Below are 17,742 nucleotides of genomic sequence, written 5' to 3' on the forward strand. Positions count from 1 at the left end.
ATCCCGCGAAGCGTCGTCCCGTGGGCCGCCGGTTGCGGGAGAGCTGGTCGCGGAAACGCCGGCCGCACTGGCTCGCGGCGCGCCGTCCCGGGGGTCTTCGATCGTCGTCATGACGCTCGGGCCGACGCCTGCTCACAGTGCCGTAGGACCTCGTCCACGACGTCCTGGACGGACAGCGCGGTCGAATCGAGCACGATCGCGTCGTCGGGGACGGCCAGCGGGTCCGCGGCGCGGGTGCTGTCCAGGGCGTCCCGGCGGCCGAGTTCGGCGAGGGTGCGGGCCACGTCGTCGACGCCGCGCTCGCCCAGCTGGTGCGACCGGCGCAGCGCCCGGACCTCGGTCGAGGCGGTCAGGAACACCTTGACGGGGGCGTTCGGGGCGACGACCGAGCCGATGTCTCGGCCCTCCACCACGATGCCCACCGGCGACGCCTCGGCGATGATCTGCTGCTGGCGGGCGACCAGGCGCCGGCGGACGGCGGGCACCGCGGCCACCGCGCTCACCGCGTTGGTCACCGCCCTGGTCCTGATCAGGTCGTCCACGGGCTCGCCGTTGACGGCGATCGTCGGATTGTCGGGGCTGGTACCGATCGTGAGCACCGCCCGCTCCGCGAGCTCGGCGACCGCGTCGTGGTCCTCGATGTCGATCCGGCTCTCCAGGGCGAGCTGGGTCACCGCCCGGTACATCGCGCCCGTGTCGAGATACCGCAGGCCGAGCCGGCGGGCGATCTCCCGGGCGACCGTGCTCTTGCCCGACCCGCCGGGCCCGTCCACCGCGATGACGAGCCCGTCGCGGACCAGCCGCTGCGGCGACGTCACGCCCGTCACACCTGTCGTGGCCGTCGCGGGCCCGTCGGGCCGCCAGGGCTCAGCGGAGCCGGCGCGGCGGCCCTCAGCATCTTCGGACACCTCCTGGGCGCCGGTCACCGACGCAACCACCGGCTCACGCCAACCGCGGTCGTGTTCCACCGTTTCCTCCGTCCGGACGCGACATCTGCACCACAACCACAAACCCGTCTACACCAGAAACCTGTCGGCAACCGACGCGGTGAAACCGGCCCGGCCCGGATGCTCACCCGAGCCGGCGCCGATGCGGTCAACCCGGCTCAGGCTACCCGGGGCCGTCCATCCGGGAAGGACGGCGTCGCGCCCGGGCAGGGCGGCCCTCCCGCCATCCCGCCGTGGCTGACAGCCGGCGGTCACGAGCGGCGGTAGGCGGTCCAGCCGGCCGTGGCCAGCCTGTCCAGCAGGGAGTCGACGATGTCCGGCGCGACGGCGAGCTCCACGATGCCGGCCGGGGCGTCGAGATTGTGCTCGAACGCGGCGATGTCCTCGACGTTGACCTGCCAGTCGCCGATCGCGGTGAACAGGGCACCGAGCTGGCCGGGCCGGTCGGCGAGCACCACCCCCACCCAGGCCCACGCCCACGGCCGGGACACCGCGCCGGCCTTGCGCGGCAGCAGCGCCCGGCCGGCGTTGCCACCGGCCATGAGCGCGCGGACGGCCAGCATGACCTCCTGCTCACTGCCCTGGTCGAGGACGTCGGCGAGCTGGGTGAGCCGCCCGGCCAGGCCGCGTGCCCGGGCCGCGACCGGGCCGCGGTTGCCCTCCAGGATCGACGACCACAGGCCGGGATCGCTGTCGGCCAGCCGGGTGACGTCCCGGAACCCCTGGCCGGCCAGCGCCAGCTCGCCGGCGGCGAGATCGGGGGTGGCCGCGGCGAGCAGGCTCGCGACCACCTGCGGCAGGTGGGACAGGGCGGCCATGGCCTGGTCGTGCCGGTCCGCCGTCGTGCGCACCGGTATGGCGCCGCAGGCATGGGCGACCGCGACGGTGGCCGCCAGCGCGGCCGGCGAGGTGTGCGGCAGTGGGCAGAGCACCCACGTCCGCTCGGCGAACAGGTCGGCGCGGGCCGAGGCCGCGCCGCCGCGCTCCCGCCCGGCGATCGGATGCGCCGGGCACCACGTCGACAGGTCGCAGCCCGTCTGCACGGCCTCGACGATCGGCCTGGCCTTCACGCTCGCGACATCGCTGGCGGTCCCGGCGATCCCGGCCCGCTGCAGCCGCCGCAGCTCCCCGGCGACCGCGTGCGGGGGGACGGCGACCACCGCGTGCTCGACCGTCTCCCCGTGCCAGGGCCGGCCGGCGCCCATGACCTCGGCGACCTTCACCTGCTCGGCGTCGATGTCGGCGAGCAGGACGTCGACGCCGCGCCCGGTCAGCGCCAGCCCGATGCTGGTACCGATCAACCCGGACCCGACGATCCCCACCCGCCGCGGCGGCGGCCCATGGCCGGCGGGCCGGGATGCGCCGGACGTGACATTCACCGAGCCACCATATGTTCGTCAGCAGCCCATGGGTGTTTCCCGCGGGTTGGCCGCTGGTTGTCCCGCGTGTCCCGCCCGCGCCCCGCGGGCCTTCCTCCCGCGTCCCGCCGGCCTCGCTACAGGCTGACCTCGCGGTAGAGGGCGCCGACCTCGCCCCGGGAGAGGTGCCTGGTCCGGCCCGCCGGCAGCGAACCGAGGTGCACCGGGCCGATCCTGGTCCGCACCAGCCGGCGCACCGGGTGGTCGACGGCGTCCATCAGGCGGCGCACCACCCGGTTGCGCCCCTCGTGCAGGGTGATCTCAAGCATGACCCGGGAGCCGGCCGAGCCGACGGTCCGGACGGCGTCCGCACGCACCGGGCCGTCGGCGAGCTCGACCCCCTCGCGCAGCCGCCGGGGGACGTCCCGGCCGACCGGCCCCGCGACCTCGACCAGATAGGTCTTGGCGACCTCGAAGGACGGGTGCGACAGCCGGTGGGCCAGCTCCCCGTTGTTGGTCACCAGCAGCAGGCCCTCGCTGTCGGCGTCCAGCCGCCCGACGTGGAACAGCCCCGGGCCGGCGTCGGCCACCAGGTCCGCGACGGTCGGCCGGCCGCGGTCGTCCGACATCGCCGAGAGCACCCCGACAGGCTTGTTCAGCGCCAGGTGCACCAGGCCCGAGCGGGTGACGACCCGTTCGCCGTCCACCTCGATGATCGCCGTCTGCGGGTCGACCCGCATGCCCTGCGCCTCGACCACCCGGCCGTCCACCCGGACCCGGCCCGCGGCGATCAGCTCCTCACTGTGCCGGCGGGAACCGACCCCGGCCGCGGCGAGCACCTTCTGCAGGCGGACGCCCTCGGCGTTCGCGTCACCGGCCGTCATGGGCCTCCGTCCCGTCCGCGAGCCTGTGGCGGCTCTTCGGTTCCTCGATCCGTCATGGGTCCTGCCCTCGATCCGCCATCGGGGCCCCGGCCCGCCCGCACGTTCCGTCCGCATCCGTTCACGGGCCCTCGATGTCGTTCACAGGCCCTCGATGTCGTCCACGTCGGCGATACCGGGCAGCAGCGGGGCCAGCGGCGGCAGCTCGTCGAGATGCCGCAGGCCCATCCGTTCCAGAAAGTAGTCGGTGGTCCGGTACAGGATGGCACCGGTCTCGGGGTCGGTCCCGGTCTCCTCGACCAGCCGGCGGGCGGTCAGGGTACGGATCACCCCGTCGGCGGACACCCCACGCACCGCCGAGATCCGCCCCCGGCTGACCGGCTGCTGGTAGGCCACGACCGCGAGGGTCTCCAGCGCCGCCTGGGACAGTTTCGGGCTCTGCCCGGCGAGGACGAACCGCTCGACCCAGGGGGCGCACGCCTCGCTGGTGTAGAAACGCCAGCCACCGCCGACGTCGCGCAGGCTGAAGCCACGGCCGTCGGCGATGTAGCCCAGGGCCAGCTCGACGAGGACGCGCTCGACCTCGGTAGCGGGAACGCCCAGGCTCACCGCGATCTCGGTGACCGGCACCGGGTTCTCCGCCACCATCAGGATCGCCTCGACGAGAGCCGGCAGCGGCGGCCGCGGCGCGTCGTCGTCCGCGCCCGGCCCGTCCGGCCCCCGTTCCTCGGGGCTCCGTCCGCCCGGGCCCGGTTCCTCCGAGCCCGGCCCGTCCGGGCTCCGCCCGTCCGGCTCGTGCTCGCCCGGGGTGCCGGCCGCCACGGTTTCGCCACCGGTGGCCGGATCCGCCTCCGCGGTCATTGTGCTTCCCTCGTCATCGCCGTCGTGATCCTCGTTTCCGGCGCCCGCCGGTCCCGGCTCGCTCGGTGTCGTCGACGTCCCCGGGATCGTCGGGGCTCCCGGCGGCGCCGGCCTCCCAGGGGACGCCGGTGGGGGCGCCGGCGGCGCGGTCCGGGCCGTTGCCCACACCGCCGTACACGTCACCGAGCGAGCCGCCGTCCGTACCGTCCGCCGTGCTCCGTGACGGCTGCGCAGAGGCCGTGGAGGCACTGTCGGCCTCCGCGGAGGCCGTGGAGACACTGTCGGCCAGCCAGCGCACTGTCAGCTCTCCCAGCGGAACCTCCTGGGTGAAGGCGATCCGGCCCTCCCGGAAGAGCTCGAGGAGGGCGAGGAAGCGCGCGACCACCTCGATCGTCTGCCGGCAGTCCGCGCACAGCGCCTGGAACGACGCGCTGCCGAGCTCACGCAGCTTCTCCAGCACGGCGAGCATGTGCTCACGGATGTTGATCCTCGGCAGGTGGACGTGGTCGGTGGCGACCTGCGGGGGCAGCGGAGGCTCCCGCAGCCGGGCCGCGAGCCGGGCGAGCTCGGCCGGCCCGATACCGATCTGCACCTCGGGGAGGGCCTGCGCGTAACGCGGCTCCAACGGCACGGCCCGGGGGACGTGCCGGCCCTCCAGCGCCATCAGGCCCACGAACAGCAGCGACGCCTCCTTGTACGCCTTGTACTGCAGCAGCCGGGCGAAGAGCAGGTCGCGGGCCTCCAGCAGGGCGAGGTCCGCCGCCTCGTCCTCGGAGATCGCCCCCGGCAGCAGACGGGCCGCCTTCAGGTCGAGCAGGGTCGCGGCGATCACCAGGAACTCGGTGGCCTGCCCGAGGTCGAAACCGGGGCCGAGCCGGCGGATGTGGGCCACGAACTCGTCGGTGACCTGGGAGAGCGCGACCTCGGTGACGTCCAGCTTGTGCTTGGCGATCAGGGACAGCAGCAGGTCGAACGGCCCGCTGAAGTTGGCGAGCTCGACCACGAAGGACCTGTTGGACCCACCGCGGCCGGTCGGCGCCACAGCCCCGGGCGCCGCCGTACCGCCTTCGGGCGCTGTGCCGGTTTCGGACGCCGCACCGCCGGCGGACGCGGGGCCGGTTTCGGGCATCACGGTGGCGTCGGGCGCCGGCGTGATCACGCTCGGCCGAGGAGATGTCCCGGTCCGTGCCATGACACGACGCTACCGCCGCGGCGGCACGGGCCGTCCCAGGGCACCGCACGCCCGTTCGAGCCCCGCCGGCCGCCCGCCGGGCGCGGACAGGCCCGCTCGTGCGGGCTGGCGGACGGCTGCCCACGGGCCGGCGGGACGGTCTGGGCCGGGCCGCTCAACCGACGTCGACGCCGACGATGCCGCCCAGGCCTCGCAGCAGCGGCAGGATGAGCTGGCCGACGACCGAGGGGAACGACACGAACAGCACCGGCAGCAGCAGGATCACCAGCAGGATGACGATGCCGACGTTGTTCTCGCGGAGCTGGTAGTGGGCCCGGTGCCAGCTCGGCGACTGCGGGCCGAGCAGGAACAGCACCCGCCCGCCGTCCGCCGGCGGGACGGGGACGAGACTCAGGATGAGCAACGACCCGAACGTGACCGCCATCCCCAGCAGCAGTTGGGCGAGGAAACTGTCCGCGTGGTCGACCTCCAGGAGGCGGTCGCCCTCGGCGAGCAGAAACGGTTCGGAGACGAACTTGAACCCGACGATCGCGACGAACGCGAGCAGCAGGTAGGCCAGCGGGCCGGCCAGCACCGCCACGGCCACGTGGAAGCGCCGTTTGCGCCACACGTCGTTCATGGGTATCGGCTCGGTCCAGCCGACCCCGGAGATGAGCATGGCGACCGCGCTGAACGGGCTGACCCGGTGTTTCAGCGACGCCGTCAGGCGGCCGGCGCGCAGCGGGCTGGGGTCCCGCAGCAGCCTCGCGGCGAGGACCTGCGCGCCGTCGTGAGCGTAGATCCCGATGAGGAGCGCGAGAGCGATCCCCAGTAGCGCCGCGGGTTCGGCCAGGTAGAACAGCACGCCTCTACAGGTTCCTTATCCCGTCCCGGTCCTCGTCCCGCGTCCCGGACGTCCGCATCCCGATCGTCACCCACCTGGTCCGCGGGAAGCCCGCGGGGAGCCCGCGGCCTGCCCGCCGGTCACCCAGCCAGCCCGTCCATCCGCCCGGCCGCCGGTCGTCCGGCTGGCGCGCGCACCCGGCCGCTCACCCGGTCGTGGACGGGGTGGCGTGCCGGGCCATCAGCTCGCGGGCCAGCCGCCGGTAGCCGTCCGCGCCCACGGACGTGGGCGCGTAGGTGGTGATCGGCTCGCCGGCCACGGTGGTCTCCGGGAAGCGTACCGTCCGGTTGATCACCGTGTGGAAGACCTCGTGCGGGAAGCGTTCCACCACCCTGGCCAGCACCTCCCGGGCGTGCAGGGTGCGCGCGTCGTACATGGTGGCCAGGATGCCGGCGAGCTCCAGGTGGGAGTTCAGCCGGTCGCGCACCTTGTCGATGGTGTCCAGCAGCAGGGCGACGCCGCGCAGGGCGAAGTACTCGCACTCCAGCGGCACGATGACGGCGTCGGCGGCGGTCAGCGCGTTCACGGTCAGCAGGCCCAGGGACGGCTGGCAGTCGATGAGGATCACGTCGTAGACCGAGCGCACCCGGGACAGGGCGCGGGCCAGGGTGTGCTCCCGCCCGACCTCCGTGACGAGCAGCATTTCCGCGGCCGACAGGTCGATGTTGCTCGGCAGCAGGTCCAGCCCGTCGACCTGGGTGGGGACCAGCACCTCACCGATCTCGGACTCGGTGCCGACCAGGAGATCGTGCACGGTGTGCTCGAGCACCATCGGGTTGATGCCGAGCCCGACCGAGAGCGCGCCCTGCGGGTCGAAGTCGACCAGCAGGGTGCGGTGGCCGTATTCGGCGAGCGCGGCACCGAGATTGATCGTGCTTGTCGTCTTGCCGACGCCGCCTTTCTGGTTACACATGGCGACCACCCAGGCCGGCCCGTGTGTCGCCAGCGGAGGCGGGACGGGAAAGACGGGCAGTGGGCGTCCGGTGGGCCCGATCTCGCCGGCGTCACCATCGGCGGCGGGGATGTCCGCGGCGTCGAGCTGGCTGTCATCGGGCAGCGCTGGTTCCCCGACGGTCATCCGCCCGTACGGGGGGCGTACCGGGGCCGCCATCGGCGAAGTATCGGCGGTCATGTCGAGGGACCTGCTCCCTTCTTGCGGATCGGTGCGCGGAGAGCAGAAGCGGACCGACAGGAGCGTACCGACAGTTGACCGGACGCATCCCGCCGGGTCGGTGGCCGCGGCCCGCCACCGCCGACGCCACCGCTGTTCCGGTCCGCTCCCGGCTGGGTTCCACCGATAGCGGCAGACAGCTCTCAATAACAGTTGGTAACTATAGCGGGACGTATTTCCACTGGCAGGAATTGCCGGCCCGCCGCGAACGGTGCCTGGCCGACGAAACCTGGCCGCGGCCGTCCGGGCGGGCCGGGCCGCAGCCCGTCTGGACGGCCGGGGACAGCGCGATCAGGCTTGGGGCGGGGCCGGGTGTCCGGGCCACCGGCGGTCGACGACGACAACGGGAGCATGACGATGGGCGCGACAACGGATGCGGTGACTGTGCGTGGCGTGGTGTCCCTGGAGAAGGGCGCCCCCGTCACCCTGACGGAAATAGTCGTCCCCGCCCCGGGGCCCGGGGAGGCACGGGTACGCGTCCAGGCGTGCGGCGTCTGTCACACCGATCTGCACTATCGCGAGGGCGCCATCACCAACGACTACCCCTTCCTCCTCGGCCACGAGGCCGCCGGGACCGTCGAGGCCGTCGGCGACGGGGTCACCTCGCTTGTGCCCGGCGACTACGTGGTGATCGCCTGGCGGGCGCCCTGCGGGAGCTGTCGGTCCTGTCTGCGCGGCCGGCCGTGGTACTGCTTCGACTCCCGCAACGCCACCCAGCCGATGCGGCTCGCGGCCGACGGCCGGAAGCTGTCACCGGCGCTGGGCATCGGGGCCTTCGCCGAGGCGACCCTGGTGGCGGCCGGCCAGTGCGTGAAGGTCGACCCGGCGGCCCGGCCGGAGGCCGCCGGGCTGATCGGCTGCGGGGTGATGGCCGGTTTCGGCGCGGCGGTCAACACCGGCGCGGTCACCCACGGTGAGACGGTCGCGGTGTTCGGCTGCGGTGGCGTGGGGGATGCGGCCATCGCCGGGGCTTCCCTCGCAGGCGCCCGGAAAATCATCGCGGTCGACGTCGACCAGCGCAAACTGGTCTGGGCCCGCCGGTTCGGCGCCACCCACACCGTCGACGCCCGTGACCTCGACCCGGTGGAGACGATCAGAACGCTTACCGACGGTAATGGCGCTGACCTGGTCATCGAGGCGGTCGGCCACCCCGAGACCTACCGGCAGGCGTTCTTCGCCCGGGACCTCGCCGGGCGGCTCGTCCTCGTCGGGGTCCCCGACCCGTCGATGACCCTCGAGCTGCCGATGACCGAGGTGTTCAGCCGCGGCGGCTCGCTGAAGTCGTCCTGGTACGGCGACTGCCTGCCCAGCCGCGACTTCCCGGTCCTGATCGATCTCTACCGGGCGGGCCGGCTCGACCTCGACGGGTTCGTGACCGAGACCGTGGGCCTCGGCGACGTCGAGGAGGCGTTCACCCGGATGCGGCAGGGCAGCGTGCTGCGCAGCGTCGTCCGGCTCTGACCGACATACCGCCAACCACGGCATACCGCGAACCGCGGCGTACCGGGAACCGCGGCGGCGCCTGTGGTCCGGCCGGATCCGCTGGCGACCGGTCCGGGCGGATCGGGCATGATCGGTCCGAATGGGCGGGGTTGACCGGCCTGACGCACGCGGACGACCGTGGACCACCACGGGAGCACCGGACGACGACGATGACGGGAACGGAGAACGCGTGGCCAGACACGACGGGGTGCGGGTCGATCGGATCATCACCCGTGGCGAGTTCCTGATCGACGGCCAGAGCTTCACCGTCGACAACAACATCTGGCTGGTCGGGGACGCCAGTGAGGTGCTGGTCATCGACGCCGCGCACGACCCGTCCGTGATCATGGCCGCGATCGAGGGCCGCCGGGTGTCGATGATCGTGGCGACGCACGGCCACAACGATCACATCAACGCGGCCGTGGAGCTCGCCGAGCGGGCGCAGGCCCCGATCGCCCTGTGCCAGGCCGATCTGATGCTCTGGGAGATGGTCTACCCGGGCCGCCCACCGGACCTCCAGCTCGCGGACGGCCAGCAGATCCCGATCGCGGGCGGCGGCTGGCTGCACATCCTGCACACCCCCGGGCACTCCCCGGGCGGCGTGTGCCTGTACGGGGTGATCAACGGGGAGCCGGTCCTCTTCAGCGGCGACACCCTCTTCCGCGGTGGGCCGGGTGCCACCGGACGGTCGTTCTCCGACTTCTCGACCCTGCTGAACTCGATCAGACGGCGGCTGCTGACACTGCCGCGCGAGACGGTGGTGCACACCGGCCACGGCGACGACACCACCATCGGCACCGAGGCGCTCGAATACGACCAGTGGATCGTGCGCGGCCACTGAGCGGACCGCCCAAGAGCCGCCCGAGCCGCCCGAGCCGCCCAGGTGGCTCGTCATCGCCCGCCGGTACGTTCCGGTAATTTCCATCATTTTTCGGTATTTTCCGTCATGCTCCGGCATGCTCTGAAAACCCGGGCCGGCCGGTCATGGACACAGACTTCTCTCACATGTTGTAATCAGCTCATGGATCAGGGAGCTGACCTGACGACACGGCTTTACGTAGACCTGGTGCGCGTGTCCAGCGCCAACTGTCGCTGACGCCCGGTGCCGGCCCAGGCACCGCCGTCAAGCATTTTCCGACCGTGTCCGCACGGCTTGTGGCACGGTCCACTGCTATTCATTCGCCGTTCTTTTCCGGTGCTGGCGGAATATGTGTCGTGAAGGCCGCCGGCGCTCCCGTACAAATACCCGGGCCGGACGCTTACGTTTTGCTGGCCGGCCATCCCACCCGTGACCCGGACGACATTTTTCGATGCCCGGGCAGCACATCCGGCAGTTGTGCGTCCAGCAGCCGGGAAGATTATTCCCGGTCGTTTTTCCATGCGCTCCGCGCGTCAGCTGCTCCGTGCGTTCCGTGTACCCGCCGTGGAGCGCCGTCCGCCGTCGGCGCCCGTTGCCCGCCCGGCCATTCGGGCGGCACTTCAGGCGAACCGCCAGAACCACAGGCCGTCAGAACCACAGGCCATCAGGAACACACGTCAGGAACACACGTCAGGAACAGGTGAAGGGACAAGCTGTGAGCACTGTCACCCATCTCGACGCGCAGCCGGCCGGCGACCTGGCCGTCCGGCCGCTGCAGCCGACCATCGGCGCGGAGATCAGCGGGGTGGACCTGCGGTATCCGCTGCCCGACGAGGTCCGCGACCAGATCCGGGCGACAATCCTGAAATACAAGGTCGTCTTCTTTCGTGACCAGGAGCTGACCCGCGAGGAGCACGAGACGTTCGCCCGGCGGTTCGGGCCGCTCTATCCGCACCCGAGCGGGCCGAAGGCGCCCCTCAACGACCACGCCGGAAAGGCGACCTCGATCCACCGGATCGCCGCGGCGGACTTCAAGGACTACGAGCGGGCCCGCGCCACCGCGGACGCCGACGAGAACTGGGACGCCTACCACACCGACACGAGCTGGCGGCTGGTGCCGACCTGGGGGGCGGTGCTGCGCGCGGTCACCCTGCCTGATATCGGCGGTGACACCATCTGGGTCGACGCCGGGCTCGCCTACAACGCGCTGCCCGACGACGTGAAAGAACGTCTCGCCGGCCGCCACGTCACCCACGACTTCCGAGACGCGCTGAACGCCGTGGGCTACGACTACCCGATCGTGTCCCACCCCGTGGTCCAGGTACACCGCGAAACCGGCGAAAAGATTCTGTGGGTCAACTTCACCCAGCATCCCTCGATTCTCGGGCTCGACAGGTCGGAGAGCAGGGAGCTGCTGGCCCTCGTTCTGGACCAGTACCGGAAGCCGGAACACCAGGTCCGGTTCTCCTGGCGGCCCGGTTCGGTCGCGTTCTGGGACAACCGTGCCACCGTCCATTACGCGGTACGCAACTACGGCGACTTCCCACGGGTACTGGAGCGGATTCTGATCGCCGAGGAGCCACTGTACGCCGACCTGTGATCCCGGCCGACAGCAACACACAGCAATAAATTACACACAGCGACGAACAGCACCGGGTGACACGGGCGGCCCGGATCAGGTGGCGGAGAGTGCCTGCCTGGTCCGGGGCCGCTGTTGCCCGCCACCCGGCGGCCGTGGAGGCCCGTGGGCGGGCCACCATAAAACGATCGGCGGGTGACGCGGTATCACCGTCCGACCACGAAGTCTTCCTGCGCACAAAGACCAGCATCGATGTTATCGACATCCATGTCAGTGACATGGATGTCACCCACCATCCCTGATCCGGGGTCACCGTTCCGGTACGCGCTCCAGGCCCGAGGCCCGGGCAGGGCGCGCCGGGCCGCCGTCCCCGTTGAACTCCGCCCACATCCGCGCGTACCGGCCGCCGGCGCGCAGCAGGTCGGTGTGGGAGCCCTGCTCGACGACCCGGCCGGCGGCCATCACCACGACCCGGTCGGCGCGGGCCGCGGTGGTGAGCCGATGCGCCACCACCAGCGTGGTGCGCCGGCGCGCGACGTGCTCGGTGGCTCTGGTGACCGCGGCCTCCGTGGCCAGGTCGAGAGACGCGGTGGCCTCGTCGAGGAGCAGGATGTCGGGGTCGGCCAGCTCCGCCCGGGCGAGTGCCAGCAGCTGGCGCTGCCCGGCCGACAGCCCCCGGCCGCGCTCCCCGACCGGATGCCGGTAGCCCCCGGGCAGCCTGACGATCATGTCGTGCGCCCCGACGGCGCGGGCGGCGGCCAGCACCTCGGCGTCGTCCGCCTCCGGGCGGGCGTAGGCGATGGCGTCCCGCACCGTCCCGGAGAACAGGAAGGCCTCCTGCGGGACCACCCCCAGCCGGTGCCGGTAGCCCGCGAGATCGAACCGGGTCACGTCGGTGCCGTCGACCCGCACCGCACCACCGGTCGCGTCGTAGAAACGCGCGACCAGTTTGACCACGGTGGACTTGCCCGCGCCGGTCTCCCCCACCAGGGCGACGGTCTCCCCGGCCGCCACCCGCAGGCTCACCCCGTCCAGCGCGGGACGGCTGGTGCCGGCGTAACGGAAGGAGACGTCCTCGAGCGCGATCCGGCCGGCAAGCCGGCCGACCGGCACCGGATCCGGGGCCGGCGGGGTGGAGGTGGGTGTACGCAGCAGGTCGCAGATGCGCCGGAGGCCCACCTTCGCCTGCTGGTAGCCGTCGAACACCTGCGAGAGCTGCTGGACCGGGGCGAAGAACAGGTTGATGTAGAGCAGGTAGGCGATCAGCCCGCCGGTGGTCAGCGACCCGGACGCGACCAGCCCGGCACCGGCGCCGAGGACGAGCGCGGCGGCCAGCTCCGAGCAGAACTCCATGAACGGGAAGTAGAGGGCGATCATCCGCTGCGCCCGCATCCGCGAGGCGCGGTACCGCTCGGCCAGCGTCCGGAAGCCGTCCTGGTTGCGCTCCTGCCGGCGGAAGGCCTGCACCACCTGGATGCCGGCCAGGTTCTCCTGCAGCGCGGCGTTGACCGCGCTGACCCTCTCCCGTGACTCGGTGTAGGCGGCCGAGGACTTCGCCCGGAACACCAGCGTGACCGCGATCCCGACCGGCAGCATCGGGAGCACGACCAGCGCCAGTTCCGTGTTCAGCACGACCAGCGCGATCCCGATCCCGACGAACGACGCCAGCGCCACCACCGCGGTCGTCAGGCCCGTCTGCAGGAACGTCGACAGGGCGTCCACGTCCGTCGTCATCCGGGTCATGATCCGGCCGGGGAGCTCGCGTTCGTAGTAGTCCAGGCCGAGCCGCTGGAGCTGGGCGAAGGTCTTCAGCCGCAGGACGAACAGCAGCCGCTCCCCCATCCGCCCGGTCACCCGGGCCTGGACGACCTGCCCGCCCCAGGCCGCCAGGACCACGGCCAGCGCCACCGCGGAGGTCGCGAACAGCACCGCCGACGCGCCCGTGGACACGCCCGCGTCGACCCCGTGGCGCACCAGCGCCGGCATGGCCAGGCCCGCGGCCGCGTCCAGGGCTACCAGCAGCAGGCCGACGGCGAGCAGCCCGGGCACCGCGCGCAGCAGGCGGCGCAGCGAGAACGCCGGGTCGGGCGCGGCGGCGTCGGTCTCGCTCACCCGGACCGGCTCGGTCGCGGGCGGGAGCCGGGCCACCTGGGCGAGCAGTCCGGGGGTGACCGGGGTGTCCCCGAAGTGCCCACCAGCGAACCCGGCTCCCCGGCCGCCGGACCCGGCCCCCCGGCCACCGCGCATGGAGCGGGCCGGCCGCGTGCCGTCCAGGCCCGCGCCCACCCAGGTAGCCGGCACCGGTCGCATACGGGGTGTGAGCGCACCGGCGAACGGGACCGGCCGGCCGCCGTTCATCCGGCTCTTGTCCGCATCCACCTGCTCCGCCTGGTGACGGCTGTCGCTCGCCTGGTCGGGGACGGCGCCCGCCCGGTCGAGGCTCGGCCCGGACAGCAGCATCGTGTACAGCGGGCAGCGGGCGGTCAGCTCCTCGTGGATGCCGACGTCGACCACCCGGCCGGCGTCGAGCACCGCGATCCGGTCGGCCAGGTGCAGGGTGGAACGGCGGTGCGCGATCAGCAGGGTGGTCCGCCCCCGCATGATCTGCCGCAGGGCGGTGTGGATCTCGGCTTCGACCCGGACGTCGACCGCGGACGTCGCGTCGTCCATGATCAGAATTGGTGGGTCGACGAGCAGGGCGCGGGCCAGCGCGATCCGCTGGCGCTGCCCGCCCGAGAGCGTCAGCCCCTGCTCGCCCACGACCGTGTCGTAGCCGTCGGGAAGGTCCCGGATGAAGCCGTCCGCCCGGGCGGCCCGCGCCGCGGCGACGATCTCGGCGTCGCCGGCGTCCGGCCGGCCGTAGGCGATGTTGGCACGGACCGTGTCGGAGAACAGGAAGCTGTCCTCGAAGACCATCCCGATCTGGGCCCGCAGCGACTCCAGGGTCAGCTCCCGGACGTCATGGCCGTCGACACGGACAGCACCGGCACCGGCACCAGCACCGGGGCCAGCACCGGGGCCAGCACCGGGGCCAGCGTCTATGTCGTAGACGCGGGAGAGCAGCGCGGCCACCGTCGACTTGCCCGACCCGGATGCCCCGACCAGGGCGAGGGTCTCACCGGCCTCGATCCGCAGCCGGAATCCGTCGAGCACCGGGCGGTCCTGGATGTAACCGAAGGTGACGTCGTCGAAGTCGATCGTCCCCCGCGCGCGGCCGAGGCTGACCGCCCCGGGCCGTTCGGTCACCACCGGGGCGGTATCGATGATCTCGAAGACCCGGATGGCGCTGGCCCGGGCCTGCTGCCCGACCGTCAGCAGGTTCGCGAGCATGCGCGTCGGCGCGACGAGCTCGCCGAGATAGGCGCTGAAGGCGAGGAAGGTGCCCAGGCTGATGCTGCCGCGCAACGCCAGCCAGCCGCCCAGCGCCAGCACCCCGACCTGTCCGACGGCCGGCACCGCGGCCAGGGCCGGCAGGTACCGGCTGGTGATGGTCACCGCGCGCATGCGCAGCGCGAACAGGAGGCGGGCGGACGCGGTGAGCCCGGCCAGCTCCCGCTCCTCCTGCCCGAAGCCCTTGACCACCCGCACGCCGGCGACCGCCTCGTCCACCACCCCGGCAACCTCGCCGGCCTGTTGCTGGGCGGCCCAGGTCGCCGGGAAGACGGTTCGCCGCGCCCGCAGCCCGATCATGAGCAGCAGCGGCCCGACCGCGAGGGCGAGCAGGGTCAGCAGCGGCGAGAGCACCGCCATGATCGCGATGGTGAGCACGAGCAGCAGCAGGTTGCCGCCCAGCCACGGCAGATACGACAGCAGCCCCTGGATGGCGGTGACGTCCGAGATGGCCCGACTGACGATCTGGCCGGTGCGCATCCCGTCCTGGCGGACGCCGTCAAAGCGCGCGAGCGCGGCGAACACCGCGTCCCGCAGGTCGTACTGGACGTCGAGGGAAAGACGTCCGCCGGTGGTGCGGCGGACGTAGCTCGCGGCAAAACGCAGACTCCCGGCCGCGAGCAGCGCGGCCACATAGGGCGCGAGCGGATGCCGGTGGCCGACCACGACGTTGTCGATCACCCCACGCTCGATCAGTGGCGTGATCGCGGCGAGCACGGTGGCCAGCACCGCCGCGCCGCAGGCCACGGCCGCGTTGCGCCGGTAGCGCAGGACACACCCGCCCAGCCGGCGCAGCCAGCCCGGCCCGGACGTCGGCTGGGCCGGCGGTGTCGGCTGGGCCGGCGGTGTCGGCTGGGCCGGCCCAGCCGGCTGGCCGGTTGAGCCCGGCGTCACGAGGCCGCCGTGATGGTCGGACGGGCTGCTGTTCGCGCGAATCTCCCCGGATGGCTGGTCGGGTCGGGACAACCTTTAGCCCAACCATCCCGGGAGATCATCGCTTCCCGGCCGCACCTGCCGTCCGGCCGGTGCCCCACGCCGCCGGCCGGACGAGCAGATGCGGCCGGCGGCGGTTGTCAGGAACGGATCGTCGGTGGCGGGCTGGCCGCCGCGCCGACGATGCCCGCGTCCGCCGGCGGCGGCGCGGTGGTCGCGGCCGTCACCGGCAGGGCGCTGCCCGCGACCCACCGATTCCAGGAGATCGACCACTCGTTGCCGAGCTGGGAGGTGTCCGGCGACCGGCCGGTGTTGCGCACATCGACGATGTCGCCCAGCCGGCTGAACCGGTAGAACCATTCGGCGTCCGCCGGCGACGCGTTCACGCAGCCGTGCGAGACGTTGTCCTGCCCCTGCGCGCCGACCGACCACGGCGCCGAGTGGACGTACTCACCGCCGCTGGTGAACTGCACGTTCCACTGGACGGTTTCGTAGTAGTAGTCCGGATCGCCCTTGGGAATGCCGACCGTCGCGGAGTCCATAATCACCGTCTGGGCGGTGCCGAGGACGTTGTGCGGGCCGTCCATGGTCGGCGACGAGGGCTTGCCGAGACTGACCGCCATGGTCTTCTGCAGGACGCCGTTGCGATATACCTTCATCGTGTGGGTGGCGGCGTCGACATAACTGATCTGCGCCGGGCCGATGACGAAATCCATGGCCCGGTCCTTCACGCCGAAACGGCTGCCGCCGGCGTCCAGCCCGGCGAGATTCGCCTCGACGTGCACCTTGGTCCCCGCTTTCCAGTACTGCTGCGGGCGCCAACGCACGACCTGGTTCGACGCCCAGTTCCAGGCGCCGTTGACCGGCGGGTCGGTGGTGACCATCAGACGCTTCTGAACGGCCGCCCGGTCGGTGACCGCCGCGTTGAAGGTCAGTGTGATGGGTGTGCCGATACCGACGGCCTGCCCGGCGGCCGGTTCCCACGACACCTTGAAGGGTTTCGCCGGATTCACCGTGGTGAAGGTGGCCGCCGTGGTCGCGGTGCCCGCCACGCCGTTCGCGGGGACCGTCGTCGCCGACACCTGGTACTGCGTGTCCGCGAAGAGCCCGCCGGTGGACGTCCAGGTCCTGCCGTCCGCGGAGAGCTGGCCGGCCAGCTCACCGGCGGAGGTGTCCTGGGACTTGCTCGCCCCCCGCAGCACCTTCACCGACTGTAGCGGAGCGTTACCGCGCACCACCACGGTGCTGGTGAGCGCCACGCCCTGGGAGCGGTCCGCGGGCGTGATGGTGATCTGCGGTGCCGCCGCGGTCGGCGCGGCCAGGCCACCGGGGGCGGACGCCGAACCCGTCCCGTCCGTCCGCGGTGAGCACGAGGTCAGGGCGATACAGACGAGCAGCGCCGCGCCGACGGTCGATATGAGCGACCGTTGTGAGGAGGATATGCCGTGCGGGCGTGCTCCTCCTGCGCCATGCGTTCCCCCCGCGCCGGGCGGCCTGCGCACACCGTAAGGCCCCGAACGATGCGCCCGTCCGAAGAAGGTGTGGCCGCTGTCCTTGTCGTGGGTTCGGGCGCCTACTGGACCGGGCCCCACCCCACCGGCCGCGGAACGACAGACCGGGATACGGCGGGCCGGGATACGAACCTGCCTCATTGACCGGCCCGTCCTGAGTGCCTCCCACTCATTCACAGCCGGACCGTACCCAGCGGCCGGGCCAGTGACGCATTGATCATTGAAATGGCCGGTGTCAAACGGACGACGATAACCATTGGTACAACGCGCGAATGCGGAGAGTAACCTTCTCCGCGAGTGCTTCATATCCCCTCCCTCATCGTCCCGTCCGACGCCTGAGTGCTTTCAGAGGTTGCGTCCGCTCGGCGACCGATTTGGCCGGACGAGACGCGAGGCGCCTCGTCCGCGCCGGGAAGTCACAACCAGTGACCCGGAGGCGACGGGTAACGTCGCCCCGAGCGGGCGCGCCGGCCGGGCCGGCCGGGCCGGCCGACGGACCAGCCCGCAACAGCCCGACACGGAACAGCCCTACACGCAACAGTCCTAAGCACAACAGCGCGACACGCAACAGTTCGACACACAATAGTTCGACACGGTAAAGACCCCGGCCCGACACAAGGGTCCGGCCCCCGACCACGGAGGCGCGATGGCAGTCGTTCTCGGCCCCAACAGGTACGGAAAAGCGGAGATCAGGC

General features: G+C 72.1%; 12 protein-coding genes. 3 read left to right on the top strand and 9 right to left on the bottom strand.

What is annotated here, in order from left to right; translation table 11 throughout:
• Positions 1–107: 107 nt before the first annotated feature.
• From cmk to NBW84_RS04180, 7 genes are all read right to left on the bottom strand, one after another.
• Positions 108–827 (bottom strand): (d)CMP kinase, encoded by a 720-nt coding sequence (cmk, locus tag NBW84_RS04150; protein WP_445548326.1) that lies wholly within the window; start codon positions 825–827, stop codon positions 108–110.
• Between the two features lie 371 nt (positions 828–1,198).
• On the bottom strand, positions 1,199–2,326 hold the full coding sequence (locus NBW84_RS04155; protein WP_250281868.1) for a prephenate dehydrogenase: 1,128 nt from the start codon (positions 2,324–2,326) through the stop codon (positions 1,199–1,201).
• A gap of 116 nt (positions 2,327–2,442) precedes the next feature.
• Positions 2,443–3,189 (bottom strand): pseudouridine synthase, encoded by a 747-nt coding sequence (locus NBW84_RS04160; protein ID WP_250281870.1) that lies wholly within the window; start codon positions 3,187–3,189, stop codon positions 2,443–2,445.
• 138 nt (positions 3,190–3,327) lie between these two features.
• Positions 3,328–4,047, bottom strand: coding sequence for an SMC-Scp complex subunit ScpB (scpB, locus tag NBW84_RS04165; protein WP_250281873.1), 720 nt, complete (start codon positions 4,045–4,047; stop codon positions 3,328–3,330).
• Positions 4,048–4,060: 13 nt separating this feature from the next.
• Entirely contained in the window at positions 4,061–5,176 is a 1,116-nt protein-coding gene (locus tag NBW84_RS04170; RefSeq protein WP_250281912.1) for a segregation and condensation protein A, read from the bottom strand.
• Positions 5,177–5,393: 217 nt separating this feature from the next.
• Positions 5,394–6,083 carry a Zn-dependent membrane protease gene (locus NBW84_RS04175; protein WP_250281875.1) on the bottom strand — a complete coding sequence of 230 codons (690 nt, stop codon included), beginning with the start codon at positions 6,081–6,083 and terminating at the stop codon, positions 5,394–5,396.
• A gap of 184 nt (positions 6,084–6,267) precedes the next feature.
• Entirely contained in the window at positions 6,268–7,254 is a 987-nt protein-coding gene (locus NBW84_RS04180) for a ParA family protein (RefSeq protein WP_250281876.1), read from the bottom strand.
• 396 nt (positions 7,255–7,650) lie between these two features.
• Here NBW84_RS04180 and NBW84_RS04185 point away from each other — a divergent pair, with 396 nt between their 5' ends.
• The 3 genes from NBW84_RS04185 to NBW84_RS04195 all read left to right on the top strand — a co-directional run bounded on the left by NBW84_RS04185 (position 7,651) and on the right by NBW84_RS04195 (position 11,234).
• Positions 7,651–8,754 carry an S-(hydroxymethyl)mycothiol dehydrogenase gene (locus NBW84_RS04185; protein WP_250281914.1) on the top strand — a complete coding sequence of 368 codons (1,104 nt, stop codon included), beginning with the start codon at positions 7,651–7,653 and terminating at the stop codon, positions 8,752–8,754.
• 211 nt (positions 8,755–8,965) lie between these two features.
• The gene (locus NBW84_RS04190) at positions 8,966–9,616 is read left to right on the top strand and encodes an MBL fold metallo-hydrolase (protein ID WP_250281879.1); all 651 of its coding nucleotides are present in this window, start codon (positions 8,966–8,968) and stop codon (positions 9,614–9,616) included.
• 733 nt (positions 9,617–10,349) lie between these two features.
• Positions 10,350–11,234 (top strand): TauD/TfdA family dioxygenase, encoded by an 885-nt coding sequence (locus NBW84_RS04195; protein ID WP_250281880.1) that lies wholly within the window; start codon positions 10,350–10,352, stop codon positions 11,232–11,234.
• A gap of 288 nt (positions 11,235–11,522) precedes the next feature.
• Here NBW84_RS04195 and NBW84_RS04200 read toward each other — a convergent pair whose 3' ends face one another.
• Positions 11,523–15,497 carry an ABC transporter ATP-binding protein gene (locus tag NBW84_RS04200; protein WP_250281882.1) on the bottom strand — a complete coding sequence of 1,325 codons (3,975 nt, stop codon included), beginning with the start codon at positions 15,495–15,497 and terminating at the stop codon, positions 11,523–11,525.
• 179 nt (positions 15,498–15,676) lie between these two features.
• Positions 15,677–17,038 (bottom strand): Ig-like domain-containing protein, encoded by a 1,362-nt coding sequence (locus NBW84_RS04205; RefSeq protein ID WP_445548629.1) that lies wholly within the window; start codon positions 17,036–17,038, stop codon positions 15,677–15,679.
• Positions 17,039–17,742: the final 704 nt, after the last annotated feature.

Source organism: Protofrankia sp. CiP1_Cm_nod2, from assembly GCF_920664355.1.
GTDB lineage: Bacteria > Actinomycetota > Actinomycetes > Frankiales > Frankiaceae > Protofrankia.